14 protein-coding genes, 1 tRNA gene and 2 pseudogenes are annotated in these 20,154 nt (G+C 62.1%); 12 read left to right on the forward strand and 5 right to left on the reverse strand.

From position 1 onward, the window contains the following. The 3 genes and pseudogenes from A9X03_RS09720 to A9X03_RS09730 form a co-directional block, all read right to left on the reverse strand. Positions 1-1,406: pseudogene (locus A9X03_RS09720) on the reverse strand (hypothetical protein); the annotation flags it as partial. Between the two features lie 106 nt (positions 1,407-1,512). Then, positions 1,513-2,085 (reverse strand): dCTP deaminase, encoded by a 573-nt coding sequence (gene dcd, locus A9X03_RS09725; RefSeq protein WP_055400524.1) that lies wholly within the window; start codon positions 2,083-2,085, stop codon positions 1,513-1,515. 23 nt (positions 2,086-2,108) lie between these two features. Beyond that, complete coding sequence (locus A9X03_RS09730) at positions 2,109-2,765, reverse strand: hypothetical protein (protein WP_068260774.1); 657 nt, start codon at positions 2,763-2,765, stop codon at positions 2,109-2,111. 184 nt (positions 2,766-2,949) lie between these two features. Here A9X03_RS09730 and A9X03_RS09735 point away from each other — a divergent pair. Continuing rightward, positions 2,950-3,023: transfer RNA gene (locus tag A9X03_RS09735), tRNA-Gly, on the forward strand. 175 nt (positions 3,024-3,198) lie between these two features. Here A9X03_RS09735 and A9X03_RS30170 read toward each other — a convergent pair. Further along, a pseudogene (locus A9X03_RS30170) lies at positions 3,199-3,693 on the reverse strand (site-specific integrase); the annotation flags it as partial. Here A9X03_RS30170 and A9X03_RS30175 point away from each other — a divergent pair. Next, positions 3,622-4,245: a hypothetical protein gene (locus A9X03_RS30175; protein ID WP_231975377.1), complete on the forward strand. Its 624-nt coding sequence runs from the start codon at positions 3,622-3,624 to the stop codon at positions 4,243-4,245. The pseudogene A9X03_RS30170 and the gene A9X03_RS30175 overlap by 72 nt on opposite strands. An 8-nt stretch (positions 4,246-4,253) precedes the next feature. Here the strand turns inward: A9X03_RS30175 and A9X03_RS09745 are convergent, their stop codons facing one another. Next, entirely contained in the window at positions 4,254-4,898 is a 645-nt protein-coding gene (locus A9X03_RS09745) for a transcriptional regulator (protein ID WP_068260805.1), read from the reverse strand. Between the two features lie 113 nt (positions 4,899-5,011). Between A9X03_RS09745 and A9X03_RS09750 the strand changes: the two genes are divergently transcribed. The 10 genes from A9X03_RS09750 (at position 5,012) to A9X03_RS09790 (ending at position 19,988) form a co-directional block, all read left to right on the forward strand. Next, the gene (locus A9X03_RS09750) at positions 5,012-5,242 is read left to right on the forward strand and encodes a helix-turn-helix domain-containing protein (protein ID WP_068260785.1); all 231 of its coding nucleotides are present in this window, start codon (positions 5,012-5,014) and stop codon (positions 5,240-5,242) included. Then, complete coding sequence (locus A9X03_RS09755; RefSeq protein ID WP_082974458.1) at positions 5,239-5,565, forward strand: DUF2742 domain-containing protein; 327 nt, start codon at positions 5,239-5,241, stop codon at positions 5,563-5,565. The genes A9X03_RS09750 and A9X03_RS09755 overlap by 4 nt, the downstream gene beginning before the upstream one ends. Next, positions 5,562-7,241 (forward strand): hypothetical protein, encoded by a 1,680-nt coding sequence (locus A9X03_RS09760; protein WP_156746519.1) that lies wholly within the window; start codon positions 5,562-5,564, stop codon positions 7,239-7,241. Before A9X03_RS09755 ends, A9X03_RS09760 begins: the two co-directional genes overlap by 4 nt. 155 nt (positions 7,242-7,396) lie before the next feature. After that, positions 7,397-7,861, forward strand: coding sequence for an HNH endonuclease (locus tag A9X03_RS09765; RefSeq protein WP_068260789.1), 465 nt, complete (start codon positions 7,397-7,399; stop codon positions 7,859-7,861). Positions 7,862-8,042: 181 nt separating this feature from the next. Then, the gene (locus A9X03_RS09770) at positions 8,043-9,266 is read left to right on the forward strand and encodes a restriction endonuclease (protein WP_068260792.1); all 1,224 of its coding nucleotides are present in this window, start codon (positions 8,043-8,045) and stop codon (positions 9,264-9,266) included. Positions 9,267-9,452: 186 nt separating this feature from the next. After that, complete coding sequence (locus tag A9X03_RS29175) at positions 9,453-10,064, forward strand: hypothetical protein (RefSeq protein ID WP_156746520.1); 612 nt, start codon at positions 9,453-9,455, stop codon at positions 10,062-10,064. Beyond that, positions 10,061-10,333, forward strand: a complete 273-nt coding sequence (locus tag A9X03_RS09775; RefSeq protein WP_231975378.1) for a hypothetical protein — start codon at positions 10,061-10,063, stop codon at positions 10,331-10,333. The genes A9X03_RS29175 and A9X03_RS09775 overlap by 4 nt, the downstream gene beginning before the upstream one ends. A gap of 381 nt (positions 10,334-10,714) precedes the next feature. Further along, on the forward strand, positions 10,715-15,394 hold the full coding sequence (locus A9X03_RS09780) for a sacsin N-terminal ATP-binding-like domain-containing protein (protein WP_197696048.1): 4,680 nt from the start codon (positions 10,715-10,717) through the stop codon (positions 15,392-15,394). Then, the gene (locus tag A9X03_RS09785; protein ID WP_068260797.1) at positions 15,391-16,911 is read left to right on the forward strand and encodes a nuclease-related domain-containing DEAD/DEAH box helicase; all 1,521 of its coding nucleotides are present in this window, start codon (positions 15,391-15,393) and stop codon (positions 16,909-16,911) included. The genes A9X03_RS09780 and A9X03_RS09785 overlap by 4 nt, the downstream gene beginning before the upstream one ends. After that, the gene (locus A9X03_RS09790; RefSeq protein ID WP_068260800.1) at positions 16,908-19,988 is read left to right on the forward strand and encodes a helicase-related protein; all 3,081 of its coding nucleotides are present in this window, start codon (positions 16,908-16,910) and stop codon (positions 19,986-19,988) included. Before A9X03_RS09785 ends, A9X03_RS09790 begins: the two co-directional genes overlap by 4 nt. The last annotated feature ends 166 nt before the right edge of the window (positions 19,989-20,154 follow it).

A 20,154-nucleotide genomic window follows, 5' to 3' on the forward strand; every position in this document is an offset into this window, starting at 1 on the left:
GGCCACTGGGGCCCAGTGCCGCCGGTCTGCGGCGGTTCGGGGACGTGCACCGGCGGTTGGGGCAGCACAGGTGGCGGGGCCGACACGTGCGGCGGCCCCTCAATCACCGGCGGCGTCAGCACCGGGTTGGGAACTGGTACGCGGATCGGGGGCAAGATCACCGGCGCGATCGGGGGGACCACGACGGGAACCGGCACCACCGGAGCCGGGGCCGCGGGAATGGGCGGCGCCGCGGGCGGCGGAGGGGCCGCCGGCAGCGGCGCGGCGAACTGCGGAGTCATCGGCTTCGGTGCCGCCACCGGCTCGGGCAGGTTGAGCTTCGCCGCCGGGGCCGACGCCTCGACGGGGGCAGGCGCCTCCTGCGTCGGCACGATCAGGTGCTGCCCGGGGGTGGGCTGCAGCGCGACGGTGCCGGTCGTGCGGATGCCGATCGCCAGCGCGATCTCGAGCGCCAGCACCGCGCTGATGCCGGCGACCGCCAACCCGCTTCCGATCAGCAAGGCCGGCCGGCGCCGCGGTTCGCTTTCTTCGGGCATGAAGAGCTTCTCGATGACGACGGTCGGCGAGTCCGCGTCCTCGTCCGGTACCGCGCTGTAAGCCCGCTCGTCGTCGACCGCCTCGGGCCCGAACGGCACATAGAGGTACTCGGGCAGCGAGTACTGGTCGACGGCACCGGTCCCCGGATCTTGGGCGTATGCCAGCGCGGCGGTCGACGAGGCGAACAGCGGCGCGTTGGCCGAGGCCAGGGCGGCGCCGCGGGCCAGCGCCGTCTCCGGCTCCTCCGGCACGCTCACCGCGAGGGAGGTCGCCGTCTGCAGCGCCGGCTTCAGCGGGGCGATGTCGACGCCCGAGCCGACCACCAGCACGCCGTCCGGCGCGGCCTCCAGCTTTTCCAGCCCGACGATCATGCCGCCGAGCTGGGCGGCGGCCTGGTCGTAGGAATCGGCATAGATCGGTTGCTTGTAGACGTCGGGAATCGAGCCGTCGGCAGTCTCGACGACAGCCAGCGTCGCGGTGTCGGGCTCCACGAACATCACGGCGGTTCGCTCGTAACCCATTGCGCCGCCGACGTTTTGGGCCAACGCCGTCGCCGCCAGAAAGGCGGACACCAACATGACGTTCTCGATGCGGTAGGCGGCCAGCGCGTCGCGCAGCGCCGCCGCCTCGAACTGGTCGGTCCAGGTGACGCCGATGGACGACACCTCGAGCCCGGCGTCGGCCGCGCCCTCCCGGGTGCCCAGGATCGCGGCGAGCACCTGGTCGGACGCGCTCGCGGTGGCCGCCTCGTCGGCGGCGGAGACGTCGAAGACGTCCTCTTCCACGGTGGCACCGTCGCCGTATTCGCCCTCTAGGACAACCATTTGGATCGATGCCGGTGCCATCGACACCCCGAGCACGATTTCCAAGACAACCCCTCCAAAGGTATTGCGAGACGAACCACGGCTAGGCGGAGGAAAGAACCATGGCTAACTAAGTATCGCGCAGAAAGGGGGCGCGGGAGGCCCGCAGAACCTATGTAGACCTTATGAAGTTCTGATAGGAGCGCGACGGCGTGGGTCCGCGCTGGCCCTGGTACTTCGACCCAACTTGCGAACTGCCGTAAGGGTGTTCGGCCGGGCTGGTCAACCGCAGGATGCACAGCTGACCGATCTTCATGCCCGGCCACAGCGTGATCGGCAGGTTGGCGACGTTGGACAGCTCCAGCGTGATGTGGCCGCTGAAGCCCGGATCGATGAAGCCGGCGGTCGAATGCGTCAGCAGCCCCAGCCGGCCCAGCGACGATTTGCCTTCCAGCCGGCCGGCGAGGTCCTCGGGCAGGGTGAACAGCTCCAGCGTGGAGCCGAGCACGAATTCGCCGGGGTGCAGCACGAACGGCTCACCCTCGACAGGTTCGACGAGCGTGGTCAGCTCGTCCTGCTGCTTGGCCGGGTCGATGTGGGTGTAGCGGGTGTTGTTGAAGACGCGGAACATGCAGTCCAGGCGGACGTCGATGCTCGATGGCTGCACCAGGGTGGCGTCGTAGGGGTCGATGCCCAATCGGCCGGCGGTGATTTCGGCCCTGAGGTCACGATCGGAGAGCAGCACGCGACGAGCCTAGCCGCTGGCCGTCAGTCAGCCAGATACATCTCCCCACCCTTGGGGTAGCCCCCGCCGGTGGTCGTGACGTGGACGTGGTCGTAGTGGCCGAGCCGGCTCGGCTGCGCCCCGCCCGGCGTGTAGTAGACGCCGCGCCAGATCGCGTCCTGGATCCCGAAGCGCCGCGCGTTCTGCATCACGTACGCGACGATCTCGTCGCCCAGGGCGATGCCGTCGGCGCTCTGCGGGTTGGGGATCATTACGTCGATCGCCAATCCCAGCGGGTGCCAGGGCAGCGGATCCGGTCGCACGCCGCCCATTTCGTGGATCTGGGGGAACTTTGCGGTGATGGCGCGGGAGACCTGGATGGTTCTGACCTGGAGGCCCTGCTCGGGGGCGAGCCCGGCCGGCAGGAACCGGGATCGGGTGTGGTACCTGGACGCCGCGAGGGGCGCATCCATGCCGTCGCCGCGGGACACATCCGACGCCAGCACAATCCCCACCGGCTTTGCCGGCACGATTTCTAAGCAGCACGCTGAAGTGTCGCCAATAACGGGTTGCGCGATGGGACGCGGCACGAAAGGGCCGACGTCTCCGGCCGCCGCGAAGAACACCGCGGCGGGGCCCAGCGCCGCTGCCAGGACAAGCGGGGACTTCCGCCGCTTCTTGGCTAATCTGTGCCGACCCACCCCAGGCACATTACGACACGATCACGGAATAATAAACACGCGTCTTCGAATTTGCAGGACAGCGGCCATTTCCGCGGCCGCGGGCATTTGTGCGGCGGGGCCGACGGCCGCGGTCGGGTCGTTGGCGGCCGCCCTACTCGCCCAACGGATCCGCCGCCGGATGCTAGCCTTCGTTGTCGACAGCGCCGATGTAGTTCAATGGCAGAACATCAGCTTCCCAAGCTGAATACGCGGGTTCGATTCCCGTCATCGGCTCCACGTTTACCCGCGGCGATGCCTTGCGTCGTGTTCGAGCAAGAGGCTCGGTGACACACGATGACACAACTCGGTCCAAACTCGCTCCGGCCGCCTGCAGCGCAGCTAACTGGCCGCCGTGCGTGTAAATCCGCATCGTCAGGCTGGCGTCGCGGTGACCGATCCACGCCGCGATCACCGCGACGGGCACCCCGTGCAAGTGCATGAGCGTGGCGCAGGTGTGCCTGGCGGCGTGCAACTTGATATGCCGCAGACCGGCCGCCTCGACGGCCTCCCGCCAGTACCGAGACAGTACCGCCGGTGAGTACGGGTCGCCGATCTCGTTGGACACCACGTAGGCCCCGGACCGGTAGGCCGCGCCCAGCGCCAGCCGCTCGGCCACCTGCCGCTTCTTGGCCGCCTTCAACACCGCCACGAGCCGATCGGGCAGCGGCAGCGTCCTCCGTGACGTGGCCGACTTCGGATCGTTCTCGACGACCTTGCCACCGGCCGACACCCGGTTGTTCACGATGGACAGCGTTCTAGCGTCCAAGTCGACGTCTTGCCAACGCAATCCTGCGATCTCACCCCGGCGCATCCCGGACAGGGCCAGCTCCCATGCGTGCCCGAGCCGGTCATCGGCCAGCGCCGCGAGGAACTGCTGAACCTCGTCCTCGGTGTAGGTGTCGACCACCTTGTGTGGCCGGTTGACGCGATCGACATGCTCGGCGACGTTGCGGGCCACCAGGCCACGACGCTGCGCGTCGGCCAGCACCTGGGCGATGGTTTGAATGACCTTGTTCGCCGCGTCGGCTCCCCACGGGCGCCGGGTCCGACCCTTCGCCGTCTTGGTGCCGCCGGCGAGCAGATCGGCTACCAGCTCGTCGATATGACGCTTGGTGAGCCGCTGCACCGGCAGGTTCCCGTGCCGCTCCCGCAGGGGCGCCAAGTCGTAGGCCACCTTGGAGCGCGAGCTGGCCCGCAGATTGTGGCGGCCAGCAAGCCACTGCTCGCAGACCTGCTCGACGGTGGCCGTTTTGCGGGCGACGAACTGGCCAGTGATCGCCTCGTCACCGATTGCGGCGAGAGCGCGGCGGGCTGCAGCCTCGGTGTTGTAGCGGCGGCGAACCTGCTGACGCTTGCCGGTCGCCGGGTTCACACCGCCATCTGTCCGAAGTTGGTATCGCACAACAGGTTTCCCAGTTTTGCGGTCGGTTGTCGTGACTTTCGTTATCTGCGGAGGTAGTTGCTGTCTCATTGGTCCTCTTCTCTCACTGGCTGACCCAGCGCCCTTAGCTGGCGGATGGTCTGCACACGCAGCTTCTCGTTCGCGTCGAGCGCGGACTTCAGGGTTTGGGCGAACCTTCCGCCGTCCAACTCATCAGCCTCGCGGGCCGCCGCATCATGGGCCAGCTGCTGCTGTAGGTCGCGCACACGCGCCAGCTCGCTCTCGATCCCCTTCAGCTCGCGCGTCAGCAGCAGCGGCTCGCCGGCATCGACAACCTCCTGCTGCGACACCCCGAACCGTTCGGTCATCCGGAACGCCAGCTTGGGGCTGTCGCCGACGAACCACTCAAGGGCGTCCACTGAATCGCATTCCAACCCAGGCAGCACTTCGACGGGGCCGTGTGGCAGGCCCGGGTAGATCAGCATGACCGGGGGGATTGCTAACGCAGCCGCCAGAACCAGCAATTCGGCCAGGTCCATTTTGCCCTCGCGATGGCCGGTTTCGATCTTTCCGATCGCGACCCGCGATACCGGATACCCCAGCTCCGCGGTGCGTTCGGCCAGCCCGGCCGCCGTGAGGTCCAGAGCCTTTCGGCGTTCCCGGACCGCGCTGCCCGTCCGCGCCGCCAGCTCCTTTTGCCACTGCTTGGCAGTCACATCGGTTTTCGGCAAAGTGACACCTTTCATTGGACCTATACGCATTACGGCGTATCCCGGCGTAGACTCGCCATAACGGTTACAAGGATACGCGGCTTGTCGCATTATGGAAACATTTGAGGGATCGCATGACCACCGACCAACAACTACGGGACGAGGTCGCCCGCCTGCTGGACGACGCCGCCAGACCCGCCAAGCTCAACGAGATTCCCGAGGCCATGGAAAAGCTCAAGGTAGGCCGGTCCACAGTCTTCGCCCTGATGGCATCCGGGCAGCTACGTTCCGTGAAAATTGGGCGGCGCAGACTAATTCCAGAGCAGGCGCTCCGCGATTTCATCGCCGGCCTCGACGACGCATGACGGTCGAACAGGTCGCCTGGCATCCGGTCCACCAGTATCTGAACCGGCTACGCCGGCGCACCGGGGCGATGGACACCTCAGCACCAGCGCTGGGCACGCCCGCGTGGTGCGCCCTGCACGACGACCACCCCGACAAGCTGGCCGGGGTCCTCAACGCGGCCGAGGGCCTGGCATACGGCATCTGCTGGGAGCAGGCGGCAATGGCCGAGGCGGCGAAGGCGGTCGCCGCAGCAGCGGACTGGGCGCGGGTCGCGACCCGCCACCGCGAACGAGCCGACTTCACCGCCGCACACCCATGGACGAAGCGGGCGGTGACCGCATGAACGACGATATCTGGGCGCGACCAGAACTCGCCCACATCCGCGATTTCGCGCGATCGAGAAGGGCAAACCCACTCTCCACGCTGGGCGTCGCCCTAGTACGGGCAACATGCCAAATCCCCCCGCACGTCGTGCTCCCGCCCACCATAGGAGGCAGGGTCGCCATCAACCTAAACGTCGCCCTCGTCGGCCCACCTGGTGCGGGCAAGGGCGCAAGCGAGGCCGCCGGCCGCGACTGCATCCAATACCTGGACCCGGACCTTAATCCAGCCCCTCGCCCGCCCGAATTCTCGCCCGGCAGCGGCGAGGGCATCGCACGCACGCTGATGGAGATGGACAAGGACAAGCGCACCGCGCTTTTTATAGCGAGCGAAATCGACTCCCTCGCAGGCTTATTCGCCCGCCGCGGCCAGACCCTAGAGGCCGAGCTGCGGAAAATGTTCATGGGCGAAAGCCTGGGATTCAGCAACGCGAACAAAGACACCAAAACCCGCGTCGAGGCGCTGACCTACCGCGCCGGCCTCATCGTGGGAGTGCAGCCGCTGCGCGCCAAGGTGTTACTGGCCGGCGCGGATGGCGGCACGCCGCAACGTTTCGTGTGGCTGCCGACCCGTGACCCTGATATGCCCGAAGACCGGCCGGTCGCGGTGGGCCCTGGCGTCATCCCTCCCATCCCATTTCCCGACCCTGCAGGCGATGCCCTGATCGATCTCAAGGTCTGCGACGTCGCCCGCGAGGCCATCGACCGCCACCAAGTCGGCTATCACCGCGGCGCTGGCGTCGACCCGCTCGACGGCCACGCCTTGCTGACACGCCTCAAAGTGGCGTGCGGCCTGATGGTTCTCGCCGGGCGCGATGAAGTGACCGAAGAGGATTGGGAGATAGCGGGCCGCCTCATGCAGGCGTCGCGGGTGACGCGTGCCGGCATCCAGCGGGACGCCGATGAGCAGCGCCGCCAGCAGCGGCTGGCCAGGGCCGCCGACGCAATCGCGCACGATGAATACGTGTCGGACGGCAAACTCAATCGGGTTAAGCGTTCGCTCGCGGGGCACCTCGCCAGGTTGTCCCCGGGCGAGGTGATCACCAAGAGCGATCTGTACGGCAAGCTGCGCGGGGATCTGCGCCGCGATTACTTCGGTCCAGCAATCAGCGAATTGATTGACGAGGGCGCTGCCTTCAAGGTGCCAACGCAACGCGGAGAGGGGTATACCGCGTCCACCCCATCCACCCTTGTCCAGCCCACCCGACCTGCGGATTCTAAGAATGGACAAGGGTGGACGCCGTCCACCCCAACACCACCGGACGCCGAGACCCGACCTGGGGAAACGTCGAATCTTCACCGCCCCGCGGGTTTCACCCCACCGATCAACGGGATGGACCCGACGCACGCCAATTCCAACCCGCCAGCAAACGAACTCCAACCCCCGACTCGCGTCGAGAGGCATGTGCAACCGGACCTGCCTCCTGGCGCGCCCACGCCGGAGACACCCGGCTACACCGACAACGTCAAGCGTGTGCTCGCCGCTGCCCGAGCAAACACACCGCCGCCCGGGAACTGCTCCGTGTGCGATGTGCCATTGTGGGCGGCGGCATCCATCGACCGCGGACTCTGCGAGCGCTGCCATCTCGCCGCGACGCCGAACATTGCCGAGCGCACCGACCCAGAGCCGGCGACCTGATGGCCCAGCTCCCTTTCCAGGCCCAAAGACTTGGCCAGCCGGAGATGGCAGCCCAGCGGTGCGGCATGTGCCGCCAGCCGGTCCCTGCCGGGCAGTGCTGCTGTGATCGATGCCACGCCGCGGGGTGGTCGATCCTTTTCTACAGCGGCGTAGAGGTGGAGCATTTCGACGCGGAGCTGTGGCTCCCGGCGCGCGGTTTCGAGGACTCTTACGACGTCTCCACGTTCGGCCGGGTCCGCAACCGCCGCACCGGCCGCATCCTGGTCGCGTCGGGGCGATACCCTTCCGTGCGCTTGGGCGGGCGGACGGTCGCCGTCCACCGGCTGATGGGCGAGACCTACTTGGGTGGCGCGCGGCCCGGCCAGGTGGTGCTGCACGACGACGACGACAAGACCAACCTCTGGATCGCCAACCTGCGGTACGGCAGCCACAGCGACAATCTGCATGATGCCCACCGGCACGGCGTCCGAAAACGCCTCTGCTCGAGCGGCCGCCACCGACTTGTGGGCGACAACATTTTCATCCGAGGCGACGGCACCAGGGTCTGCATAAGCTGCCTCCGCGAGCGGGCCGACGCGGCCAGAGACCCCAGTAGGCCCAACCAACACGACATTTTTTGAACCGGAGAGCGATTCGGCAATTAGCGGCTCGACGCTGTACCGAGCCACCGGTGTGAACGACGATAAAGCTCGCTTGTCGCGCGATAGCACTCATCTATTTGTGAGCGGCTCTTTCAGAGCGGCGCATTCAGTAGCCTGACTTCAGTGTGGTGCCCCACGGACCAGGGATAGGCTGCGTCGCATGAACACCTCAGGGGACGCCGGGCTAGTTCAGCGCCCTGACGAGTTGCGCGTCGACGGTTCCTATCGCAACTTGAGCAACTGGAAGGACACGCGCGATGAGTTCAACCGCTTCTTCCGTTTCTCAGACGGGGTTGGCATCGCGAACGCTCAGGGCTTCAGACCTAAGAGCCTCAAGAACGGCTCGACCGCGATCGAAGATTGTGGATTCTGTCTGCTGGTAACAAACTTCGGTGAGCCGGAATGGCCGGATTCACTGGATAGCGAGACAGGTCTGTTCACCTACTACGGCGATAATCGCAAACCGGGCAACAGAGTCAACAAAACCCCTATCGGCGGCAACCGGCTACTTGAGAAGGCGTTCGAGCTGCGGCATGACGGCGACCGCGAAGCCATCTGCCCCTTCCTCTGCTTCGAGAGCTACGTGGGTGTTGGCGGCAGCTATATGCGTTTCTTGGGCCTCGCCGTTCCCGGTGCAGAGGGCCTCTCAAACTTGGAAGACCTCGTGGCGGTCTGGCGGCGCAAAGGCAACGAACGGTTTCAGAACTACCGGGCCGTGTTCACAATCTTGAAGGCGGAATCGGTGCCGTATTCCTGGCTGGAAGAGATCGTGTTAGGCGCCTCGCCAGCCAAGGCCAAGAGTTGTCCTCCTGCGTTCGCAAAGTGGGTCGAGACCGGCAAGTACGATCCGTTGACGACACCACCTGCTCGTGTACCCCGCAAGAAAGCCGACCAGCTTCCCAGGCCGCCACGTAAGGAACGGGAGGAGAAGGCACTGGAGGCGGTGCGTTCTCTCAGCGATCGGCAGTTCGAATATTTCACCAAGGCGCTGCTGCGACTGATGGATCCGAAATTTTTCGACCTTGAAGTGACCCGCAAGGTGGTTGACGGGGGACGGGATGTTGTAGGTAAGTACAGAGTGGGACACGACGATCATTTGATTTCGCTGGACATTTGCGCTGAGGCCAAGCACTGGAAGAAGGCTATCGGGGTCAGGGAAATGATGCGCCTGATTTCCCGCATCAAACATCGAGACTTCGGAGTATTCGTCACCACATCGCATTTCGATATAGGCGTGCAAAAGGAACTTATCGAAGACGGTCATCCAGTTGTTCTGGTTTCTGGCGGCGACATAGCGCGGATTCTGATTGCCAGGGAACTCGAGGGGGCAACACTTGACCGCTGGCTTGACGGCATCCGACAAGAGGACGCCGCTGCCGAGTAAAGGGCGATTACTCTTCTCAGCAGCCACAGCATCCGCGGTAGTCTCCGGCGACGAGGTTGGCATTGCATAGCTCGTTGCATGATTGGGCACCCTCTCTGTTACAGCATGAAGGCTCAGGCGGCAGTCTGCGAATCAGTTGTTGAATCGATGTGCGATGGTTGAGCCCGGGCAGGGGAGGGGAAACTTGTGCCTTATGACGAAGACGGTAACTACCTGTCGCTCGACGCGGCGATTGATGTGTTTCTGCCTGTCGCATTCGACGAGCTAGTCAGGACGGCAAAGGTCTACAACGCCGTCATCACTTACAAAGAGTTGGCTCAGAAAGTCAAGGAAGCCACGGGTATTCGGTATGACGCCCAGCTCTATTGGCTTGGGAGGTTGCTTGGTCCGCTCGTGGCGAAGTGTGCGAAGGAAGGTTTGCCACCCCTCACGTCCCTAGTCGTGCACGCGGAAGGGACAGTCGGCGCCGGCTACCGTGAAGTCCTCGAAGTCGCCGGCGAGCCGGTACCCGACGATCTTGACGCTCTGGACGATCACGCCGCACTAGCCCGCCTTGAATGCTACAAATTTTTCGGCGCGGAACTCCCGCCCGACGGTGGAAAGCCGACACTGACGCCCCGAGTAAGGGCGCCTCGGGACTACAAGCGGGCGCAAGCCAAGCGGGATCAGCTGCCGAAAGATTTGTGCCGGATGCAACACGGTTCTCCCGGCGACTGGCATCTGCGACAACTGCGCTTAGATAGCTCCTCTGATTGGTTGGACCGCAACGCAATGCAGCGAATCTGGCGATCATCATGACTGACACGGCCGATCAGCTCGCGCAGATCATCCGCGACCTGATCAACCACGCTGTCGCCAACAGCATGGGCATGGGAAATCTGGACCTCCCCAACATGACTGAACAGCAGCTATTTGAATATCTTCACTATGAGCAGGACCTGCCGGTGACTCGGCGAATGATCCACTACGCCGTGATGCGCTGGGAGATCGTGCCGACGCGGCTGGGTAATGGCAACTACTTCTCCAGGCGGGACGGACTCCAGTGGATCAGGTCGCGTAAGCGATGAGGTGCCGGTTCGTCCCACGCCGCCGACAGCCTGGCGAGAGCTTCAATCGTGTTCGGCACGATCGGGTTCTTTCGCTTACCAGGGTCAGCGTGTTCTGCTATCCATGGTGTGGGGTATCCACGGTGTCGGGGGGGATAGCTCAACCCGTATGTGATGTCGGAGGGTCACCTATCGTGGCGAACGCCCGATGCGATGTCGGATTGCCACCTACTGTGACGAACGACAGCGCGGGTCGGGCGCATCGGACCCCTGGGTAGCGCGCGGTACTGGCGCCGGGCCTCGCGTCGAGGCCAACTTGCATCTTCGGGGAGGTTGAGGATGACTGCGAAGACAGCACGAGCGGGGGACGCATGGACTCCTGACGCTGGCCTCATCAAGGAGGTGGAGGATCAGTTCGCTAGGGCCGTTGCCTCGTATCGCGCCAACCCGCACCTAATCTCCGAACACGCCAACCTCGAAGAATCGATCCGAGTCGGTGGGTATGCGAACCGTACACTGCTAGAGCTGGTACAAAACGCTGCGGACGCTATGTCAGGCATAAGCGACGAGGGTGCCGCAAAAAACGCAGGCCGGGTCGAGATTGTGCTCGACGTCGACCGCAATGCGCTCTACTGCGCTAATGCGGGACGGCCGTTTTCCAAGAATGGGCTTGTAGCCCTTATGCATGCTTATTTGAGCAGCAAACGCGGCGATGAGATCGGGCGGTTCGGGCTGGGATTCAAGTCAGTTCTTGCCGTTACGGATGCACCTCAAATCTTCAGTCGGTCGGTGTCTTTCGAATTCAATTCTCGGGAGGCGCGCGCGGCCATCGACGAGGTTGGCGCTCGCAGCAAGAAATATCCGGTTCTTCGCACGCCTACGCTGATCCATCCACACGAACATTTCGCGGCCGATCCAATCCTCGCCGAGCTCGCAGATTGGGCAGTGACCGTTATCAAATTGCCCCACGCAACAAATCTCCGCCGGCTTCGTACCGAAATGGAGAAGTTTGACTCTAAGTTCCTGCTCTTCGTCAGCACTGTCCGCGAGGTCAAGTTACGCGTTCTTGGCGACGAAGGGTTGGATACAAGCCATGTCTCCCGCGACTTGGGGAGTGGCCTTCTAAAGATCGAGCGTCCTGACGGCAATGGCGATGAATGGATCGTCCAGGACAGGATGCATTCTCCTTCGGCTGCGGCACGCCAAGAAGTGGGCGAGGCTGTTTCGCGCGCCCAAGTCAAAGTTACTGTCGCGGTACCCGTTCGGCATGCTCAGCAGAGAGTCGGACAATTCTGGTCCTACTTTCCTCTGCTCGATACCACCTCTGCGTCGGCGCTTTTCAATGCGCCTTGGAGTGTCAATGACGATCGAACCACTCTGCTTCGGAACGACTACAACCGCGAGATACTGCGAACACTGGGCGAGATATTTGTCGATGTCCTACCTCGCGTGAGCACGTCGGAAGATCCGGCCGCTCTTCTCGACTACCTACCGGCTCGCGGGCGGGAGGAGCGATCGTTTGGAGATCGTCATCTCTGCAGTCTTATCCCACAACTCTCAACCGAGACACCACTGATTCCTGGCGTGAGCGGGAAGCTGGTGAGCGCGGCTGAGCTGCGCCCGCTCGATTTCGAAATTGATCTAGCCGACGTTAACGAGGCCACGCACCGCCAATGGATCGCGTCCGCGAACACAGGTGATGACGTTCCGCACTGGCGGTGCTACAGCTCGGCCCAGCGGTTCACACGTCTCCGGCAACTGTTCGCCGTCAGTGTGGACCCCGACCTCTTCGAAGAGGAGGGACGGGACATGAGGCGCGCTTTGGAGTTGCTGCCCAAGCGAGGTATCCGTAGTTGGTTGCGAGAGTGGGCCGAGGGGGACGACATCACTTCAGCGGCAGAAGCACTTAAGTTCGCCTTGGGCCACCGACGCGTTCCTGGCGTCGAAGAGGCGAAAGTCCTTCCCACAACGGAAGGTATGCGTACGCTGAAGGACAGAAACGTCGTCTTTCTTCAACAGGAGGAAGGCGTCACGATCGAAGGGGCAGCATTCGTTGATTCGCGGTTGCTAGCTCAGCCTGGGATCGAAAGACTCTTACGAGACGCTGGTTTCCGCAATCTCGACCCCACTGCAATTCTCCGCGCGCGCATCGCCCAGCTCTCGGCAACATCAGAAGATGACGAGCTGGCTAAGTTCTGGGATGCAGTCTTGGGTGTACCGATTCGGGACGCTATCGACATGCTCAAGAGGCATCCCCATGCGGCAGTTAAAGTGCCAACGCGCGACGGCGGCTGGGCATGGCCGAAGCAGGTGATCGATCTGGACGAGCCGTTGACGGGGGAACGCGCATCAATGCTCCTGGACCATCAGCGTTGCGTCCCCCAGATTGCCTACTCGCTCGGCGTGATCCGTGAGCCAGTGGCCAAGTACGACTTCGAAGACGAGCCCCTTCACAATCATTATTACGCATGGGTTGTGGAGACACTCAATGCGTCTCTGGGTCCCGGCGAGCGTCCTGTAGAAAGAGTGACTCTCTATCCTGGCCGAGACAAGTCGCCAGGACCGTTCTCGATGCTGTTCATCCTGCAAGACTCAGCCGCCTCGCTAGGTCTTCGGGAGACGTGGACACGAGGGTTGCTTGCCTTCGGCGACGCCGACTGGGATTGCGAGGACACCGATTCCGGTGTGAATTATCGCGTGGCATCGCCAGTTCGGTGGGCGGTCAACAAAGCCGGCATCGTGAACTCATCTCGAGGATACCGGCGGCCACATGAAGTAACCGCGCCTTCGCTTGTCCAGTATCGCGACCTCCTCCCATTGTTCATTGGCCCCGGGCAGATCGCCGACATTCTCAGGCTGCCGGATGAACTCAAGGACGTACCCGCCCAGATTCTCAGGGAGGCGCTCGCTACCGAGTTGCTGCCGACGACTATCAGCGACGATGTGCTGACTGATTTCATTGTGACTGCGAGCCGAATCGCCTACCCCGGATCTCACCCCCGGAGCATCCCCGCGAGAATTGGGCGTACCGTCGAATCACGCTCTCCTAGTTCGGTTTACGTTGCGGTGTCGGATGATCAGCGTGATTTCCTCACGTCGCGGCAGCGGCCCTTCTTGCAAGCGACCCAAGAGCGGGCCGATGAACTCGTCGAAGTCGTGGGATGTCAGAGATTCGAAGATACCTTTGCATTTTCGATGCTTATAGAAGGAGAGCAGGCAAGCGAACGCGTCCTTGACGTGTTCACCGGTTTGCGAGGCACTCTCGCGGAGACCACCCTGGCGAACGCCTTGCTCACGCGCGCCGCGATGGTGACCAAGCGTGTGACGACCCAGGATGGCGTCGAAGACCAATCGCTCGACTGGCACCTCGACGGGTTGAACCTTTTCGTGCAGAGCGCCCTGGACGGGGAGCATGTCCTCGCGAGTTTGAATGAGGCCTTCAGCCTCCGGTTGACCAATGCGGAGCTGATGAATGTTCGCAAGGCCGGTCTGGACCATCGGCTGGAGCAGCTTCGGCAGGAAGCGAATGCCGCCGCTACGGACGTGGAACGGCTGGAGATTTACTTCGGTGACGATGATTTGCGAGACGAACTCCCAAAGGGGCTCTGGCAGGCGCTTGAAGCTCAGGAGTTGGTAGACGGATCGACTTCTGTCGCCGAGCTCTACCTCACTGTCTACGGTTCGGATTCGATCAAGCAGTTACGCGAGCTCTTTATCCGCGAGGGTTTTCCGGACGTCCCGACAGCGTGGGCTGGCGGGGCACCAACCATCTCGTGGTTGCGGAAGATGGGTTTCAGTAGCGAATACGCAGGCCGTCGCGCCGAGCATCAGGATGCCGAGTTCATCGTTCCGGGCAAAGTCAACCTAAGCGATCTGCATGATTTTCAGAAACCGATCAGTCGTGAGCTACGCGATGTGCTCACGGTGCGTGATAGCGACGGCCGTGCAGGCAAGGCCATGGTTGAGCTTCCCACCGGCTCAGGCAAGACACGCGTCGCCACCGAAACCGTTTTGCGCCTTTTCATCGAAGGCGGCTTGAAGGGCCACGCGTTGTGGATTGCTCAGTCACAAGAGCTTTGCGAGCAGGCGGTCCAGACGTGGAGCACTGTGTGGCGAGGTCTAGGCGATGAGCGTGCGCTGACAGTCGGGCGCCTGTGGGACGGCAACATCGTGCACGAGCCGGATACAGAATTCAGCGCCATCGTCGCTACGGACGCAATGCTGGACAGCGTGGCCGGGAGTCCAGAGTACGAGTGGCTAAGGGAGCCGTGCGCCGTCATCGTAGACGAGGGCCATCGGGCCGGTGACTCTGAGCGATACACACGTCTTCTGACGTGGCTTGGGATTGCAGGTCGCGGCTGGGCACGACCACTGGTCGGTTTGTCCGCCACGCCATTCAGAGGTACGTCTGAAGAAGGGACGCGCCGCCTCGCCAGCCGCTTCGGGAACCGCAAAATCCAGGCCTTCGAGACAAACCCTTATCAGGAACTTGCCGATCAAGGTTTTCTGGCCAAAGTCCGTCATGAGGTGCTCAAGGGAGTCGACGTTAACCTCACGGTAGCCGAACGCACTGAAGTGAAGGAGCGGCGGCGCATCAACCAAACCGTCCTCGACCGTATAGGTCAGGATCATGCGCGAATGTCAATTTTGGTTAAACACATTATGTCTCTGGACCATGACTGGCCCGTGCTGGTATTCACCCCCAGCGTTCTTTCTGCGCAAGTGCTCGCGGCGACGCTCCGCTACCGCGATTTGGAGGCGGAGTCCGTCAGTGGGCAGACAGGGCGTCAGAGGCGTCGCGATGTCATTGACAAGTTCAAGCAGGGCAAGATCCGTGTTTTGGCCAACTGTGACTTGCTCGTTCAGGGGTTCGATGCACCTGGTGTACGTGCGCTATACATTGCGCGACCGACTTTCAGCCCGAACGCGTACATCCAGATGGCCGGCCGCGGACTTCGCGGGCCAAGGAACGGTGGCAAGGAGGAATGCCTCATCGTCGACATGGCGGACAACTTCGGTGACATCAATAAGCTTCTGGGATTTCGCGAGTACGAGGACCTTTGGAAAGAGCAACACGCGTGATCCTCGTTCCGGACCTTCCCGATGTCATCAGGTATGCAGGCAGCGACGCAGAGCGTCTCGTCGCTCGACTCCTCAAATCGATCGACGGCCCGGCCGACGCCGTGGCTTTTCACTCGGTCAAGCTTCGCTCACATCCGAGTAAGCAACAAGCTGAGGCAGACTTTGTGGTCCTCTGGCGCGGCGTTGTGATCTTGATCGAAGTGAAGGGCGGTGGTGTCAAAAGATACGAGGGAACCTGGTATTCCGTTGACCGCCACGGTGACTGGCATAAGCTCCACGAATCGCCGATGGAGCAGTCGCGTTCTGCTATGTACGCGCTGAACGACATTCTCCACGAAGAGGGGATCGGTTGGTACGCACACGAGGCGATCGTGATCACACCCGATATTGAGTCTCCTCCGCATTCGGTCGAATGGAAGCCGACCCATTGGCTTGCGACGGGTGATATGAGTGCCGCCGGTCTGGCTGGCGCTCTGGACACTCTTGCTGCTAACAGCAGGAAGCCGTCGGCAAGCACGAAGCGCGCGAGCGTTAAAGACCTTCGTGAGCGCCTTTTTGGCCACTTCACTCTCATGCCCGTGATCGACGCTCAACGCGGCGCTGTCCTCGAGGAGCAGAATCGGGCGACGGAGGAGCAAGCCCGAGTGCTGGCGTCTCTCGCCCGTAACCAACGCGTGATGGTTCTCGGTGGCGCGGGGACCGGCAAGTCCATGGTATTGGCTGAGGCAGCCAAGCAAGAGGCAGCCGCGGAGCGGTCAGTAGTGATCACATTCCATTCTCCTGACCTTGCTCGGTTTTTCGAGCCGCTCGTCGCCGGCAGGCAGATCGACGTCATGCCGTTTGATCGCCTGCCTATGGACTCGGTATGGGATGTTGTCCTCATCGATGAGGCACAGGACCTTATGACGGTGGAAGCGATGGATCGGCTCGAGACTGTCGTCGCCGGAGGCCGCTCTGCTGGACGCTGGCGCATGTTCCTTGATCCGAACAATCAGGCGCATGTCGATGGACGCTTCGACCAAGATGTCTACGAACTCGTATCCGGTGAGGCGCTTACTTTTGACCTGAATCGCAATGTGCGCAACACAAAGGCGATTGTCCATGTGGTGCAGGAATACCTGGGCGCAGACGTCGGAGACCCGGGAATTGTCTACGGTGATCGAATTCAGTGGCATTGGACGAACGGAGCGGCGGACGTAAATGAGGCCGCCGACATAGCCCGCGGTATGATCGACGACGGCGTGCGCCGTCCAGCCATCTGGATCATCAGTGCGAGTTCTGAATCGCCACCGAAGTCGACACACGACGATATCACGATAACAAGCCCGAGATTCGCGAAAGGCTTTGAGGCCGAGTATGTAATCGTCTGTGACTTGCCGCCAAACTTCGACGACGCGGGGATCGCGGCCTTCTACGTTGCCGTCACACGTGCCCGCGTCGGTCTACATATCCTCGCTACGCATGAAGACAAGAAGCGCCTTCAAGAACTCGCTCGACACCGAGGCGGGTTGAAATGACACTCACCGAAGCGCAGAGGACGGCGCTCGTACACGTACAAGCAGCTTATATCGGGCCAGAAGGAGGCCCGGATGAGGTAATCTTCAATCGGCCTCATCTCCAATACTCGGTGGGCATGTTGTTCCCCTACGAATCGGAAGCAGTTAAACCTGCGATCCCTGGTGAAGCTGCCGAAATCCTCGAGAATGCTGTGCAAGAGGGTGATGTCGAGGAGGCTGGTGCTACCGTGCCGCTGGCCGAGGATTGGCGGCCCTCGTCCGTGGCAATCTCGTTCGTCACCGATTCGTCATCCGTCATCTGCCACTTCTCCGGCGGGACTTACAGCCCGATCTCCGACGAGGGGCCTCCACGTTGGCGCCGCAGCCCCGTCGAGTTCCAGGACCTCGAAATCAGCCGGGAGAAACCCCTTTATCAGCTCATGGCGGGCGCCGTTCCATTCGAAATCGGTTCTCGTTGGCGGAAATACGGTGATGCTTACCTGGTAACGGTTCATGTGCGCCTAACCACGCGTACTACAGGCGACGACAAGCTCGATATCTCACGGATGCTCTTCCAAGTCGGCCTCGCGGTCAAGCCCGCAGGCGATGGTGCGATTCTCGAGTACGACACTGCGCGAACCTTCGACGTCGACGCAGAATCGGCTGAACTCCGTCTCCGATACAGGAACCGCAAAGTCTACGCCGTGGGGCACGGTATGGCCGCCGATTGGATTGTCGAATCGGATAAATGCGGGCAGGTATTTCTCACTCCGGTACCGGCTTTCGTAGTTCCGGCCGTCGAAACCACGGGGTTCGACGAGGGGAGCGAAGAGGCACGCGCGCTTCGGCTCGCGGTTCTATGTCGCATCGACAGTGCTCCCGAAGAAGTGCTGCCCGCCCTCGACGCATTTGTGCGCCAGTTCTCTTCGTGGGTCTCAAGGCAAGAAGCAAGGGTTGACGGATTCGGAGACCAGCTCGCGATCGCGCGCACCATCGTAGAGCGTTCACGAATCGCGGTTCGGCGTATGGAGGCGACCGTCGACCTCCTGCGCGATCCTGACCAGCAACAGCTGCGCGAGGCATTCGCCCTTGGTATGGCCGCGATGCGTCTTCAGCTGCGCCAAGCAACCCTCAATCGCGGCGACGGTCCAGACGAACCGGAATGGCGGCCTTTCCAACTGGGTTTCCTGCTCGTTTCGCTCGCATCCACAGTCGATGAAGGTCATCCGGATCGCGAACTCGTCGATCTCATCTGGTTTCCGACTGGCGGCGGAAAGACGGAGGCCTACCTTGGTCTCGCGGCAATAGAAATTTTCCGCCGTCGACTTGCGCACGGCGTTAATGGCGCGGGCACCGCGGTGATCACTAGGTACACTCTTCGACTACTTACGACTCAACAGTTTCAGCGCACCGCCGCCCTGGTCTGTGCGATGGAACTGTTGCGAAATTCAGATCCACGTGCAAAGGGTATGGCGCGGTTCTCTATCGGCCTGTGGGTAGGAAATGAAGTAACACCGGCCACATTGGGCGAAGCGGAGAAGGCGCTCGAGCGACTGCATAAAGCGGCGCGCCCTGAGGAAGCGAACGGTTTCCATGTAGAAAGCTGCCCGTGGTGTGAGACCGCACTGGTACCCACCAAGCGGACAGACGATCGCCGGCGATACGGATTCCGTTTCGCCGGACGCGATTTGGTCATTCATTGTACTAATGAGAATTGCGCTTTCAACGCTGAACTCCCACTATCCGTCATCGACAACGTCCTATACGACCAACCGCCGACGATACTCTTAGCGACTGTAGACAAATTCGCGCGGCTTCAGTTCAAACCGGAAGCAGGCAGACTCCTTGGCCTCAACACTTCCTATCGTCAACCTTCCATCATCATCCAGGACGAGTTGCACTTGCTGTCCGGCCCGTTGGGCACAACCGTCGCTGTCTTCGACGCCGTGATTCAACTTCTTCTGAGCAAGAGCGGTTCGAGTCCGAAGGTCATCGCATCGACGGCGACGATCCGTGCCGCAGCAGAACAAGTCGAAGGTTTATATGGTCGGCGCGTTGCGCTGTACCCTCCACCAGGCCTCGACGACGACAAGACGTTCTTCTCACGCCCTGTTGAAAACGGAGAAGGGCGTTTGTACGTCGGGCTAATGCCGCAGTCGGTGTCGCAGGCATCCGCCTTAGTCGCATCGACGGCACCTTTAGTCGAGCTGCCAGCAGTGCTCGCAGGCGAACCCCAAGCGGTGGTTACTCGCGACGGTTATTGGACACTCGTCATGTACCACAACAGCCTTCGTGAACTTGGCCGCTCGGGAACCCTCATTGTCGACGACGTGAATGGCCGTCTCGAAACGCGCGCGGAGCGTCTGAAAATCCCGCTACGACGCGTACGAGCCAGTCGAGTACTTGAATTAACAAGTCGCCGTGGGCCTGAGGAACTTCCGAACGACTTGCGAGAGCTCGGCATTCGCGTCGACAAATCGTCCGAGGCGATCGACGTGGTGCTGTCATCAAATATGCTCTCGGTTGGCATTGACATACCGCGACTGGCACTGATGCTGATGGTCGGGCAACCGAAGACGACAGCGGAGTACATCCAGGCAACTAGCCGGGTCGGACGTGGCGCCAACAAGGGAATTGTTGTCACGCTTTTCCGCTCTAACCGGGCACGAGACCGATCACATTTCGAGACCTTCCGCAGCTATCACGAAGCCCTGTATCGAAGCGTCGAGCCCACGAGTGTGACGCCTTGGTCGCTGTCGTCCCGCGATCGGTCGCTCGCGGGCGCTCTCGTTGCGCTGCTGCGACATTCCTTCCAGATATTTGCCGACGACGCGTCCGCCGGGGTCTTGGACCTCAACGATGACCGCATGCGCACGGCGGTCAACGAGTTAGTCACACGCTTCCTTGAGTATGTCAGACGGTCTGACGCGATCGAGGAAGGAGATACAAGGGAACAAGTCAACCGCCTCCTGCGTGAATGGGATCTCCGGGCTCAGATCGCACGAAAAGAGGACAGCCCCTTGCGGTATGACCGACGAGTGCAAGCGGATCTAGCGCTGCTCAAGCGGTTCGGACAATCTGGCGAAGGTCATGTTTAATCCGCTGCACGTTCCACCTCCTGCAGGGGTTCCTGTACCTCGACCGCAACGTTCTCTTCAACCGAACGCATGGAGTCAGCGACCAGCCAACCTTCGCCAGATTGTCCGAACCGCTTGAGCAGCGCTAGATCCGCTTGCACTCGTCGGTCATACCGCAAGGGGCGGT

Origin of the sequence: Mycobacterium sp. E1715 (genome assembly GCF_001667625.1) — a bacterium.
In the GTDB taxonomy this organism is placed as follows: Bacteria; Actinomycetota; Actinomycetes; order Mycobacteriales; family Mycobacteriaceae; genus Mycobacterium.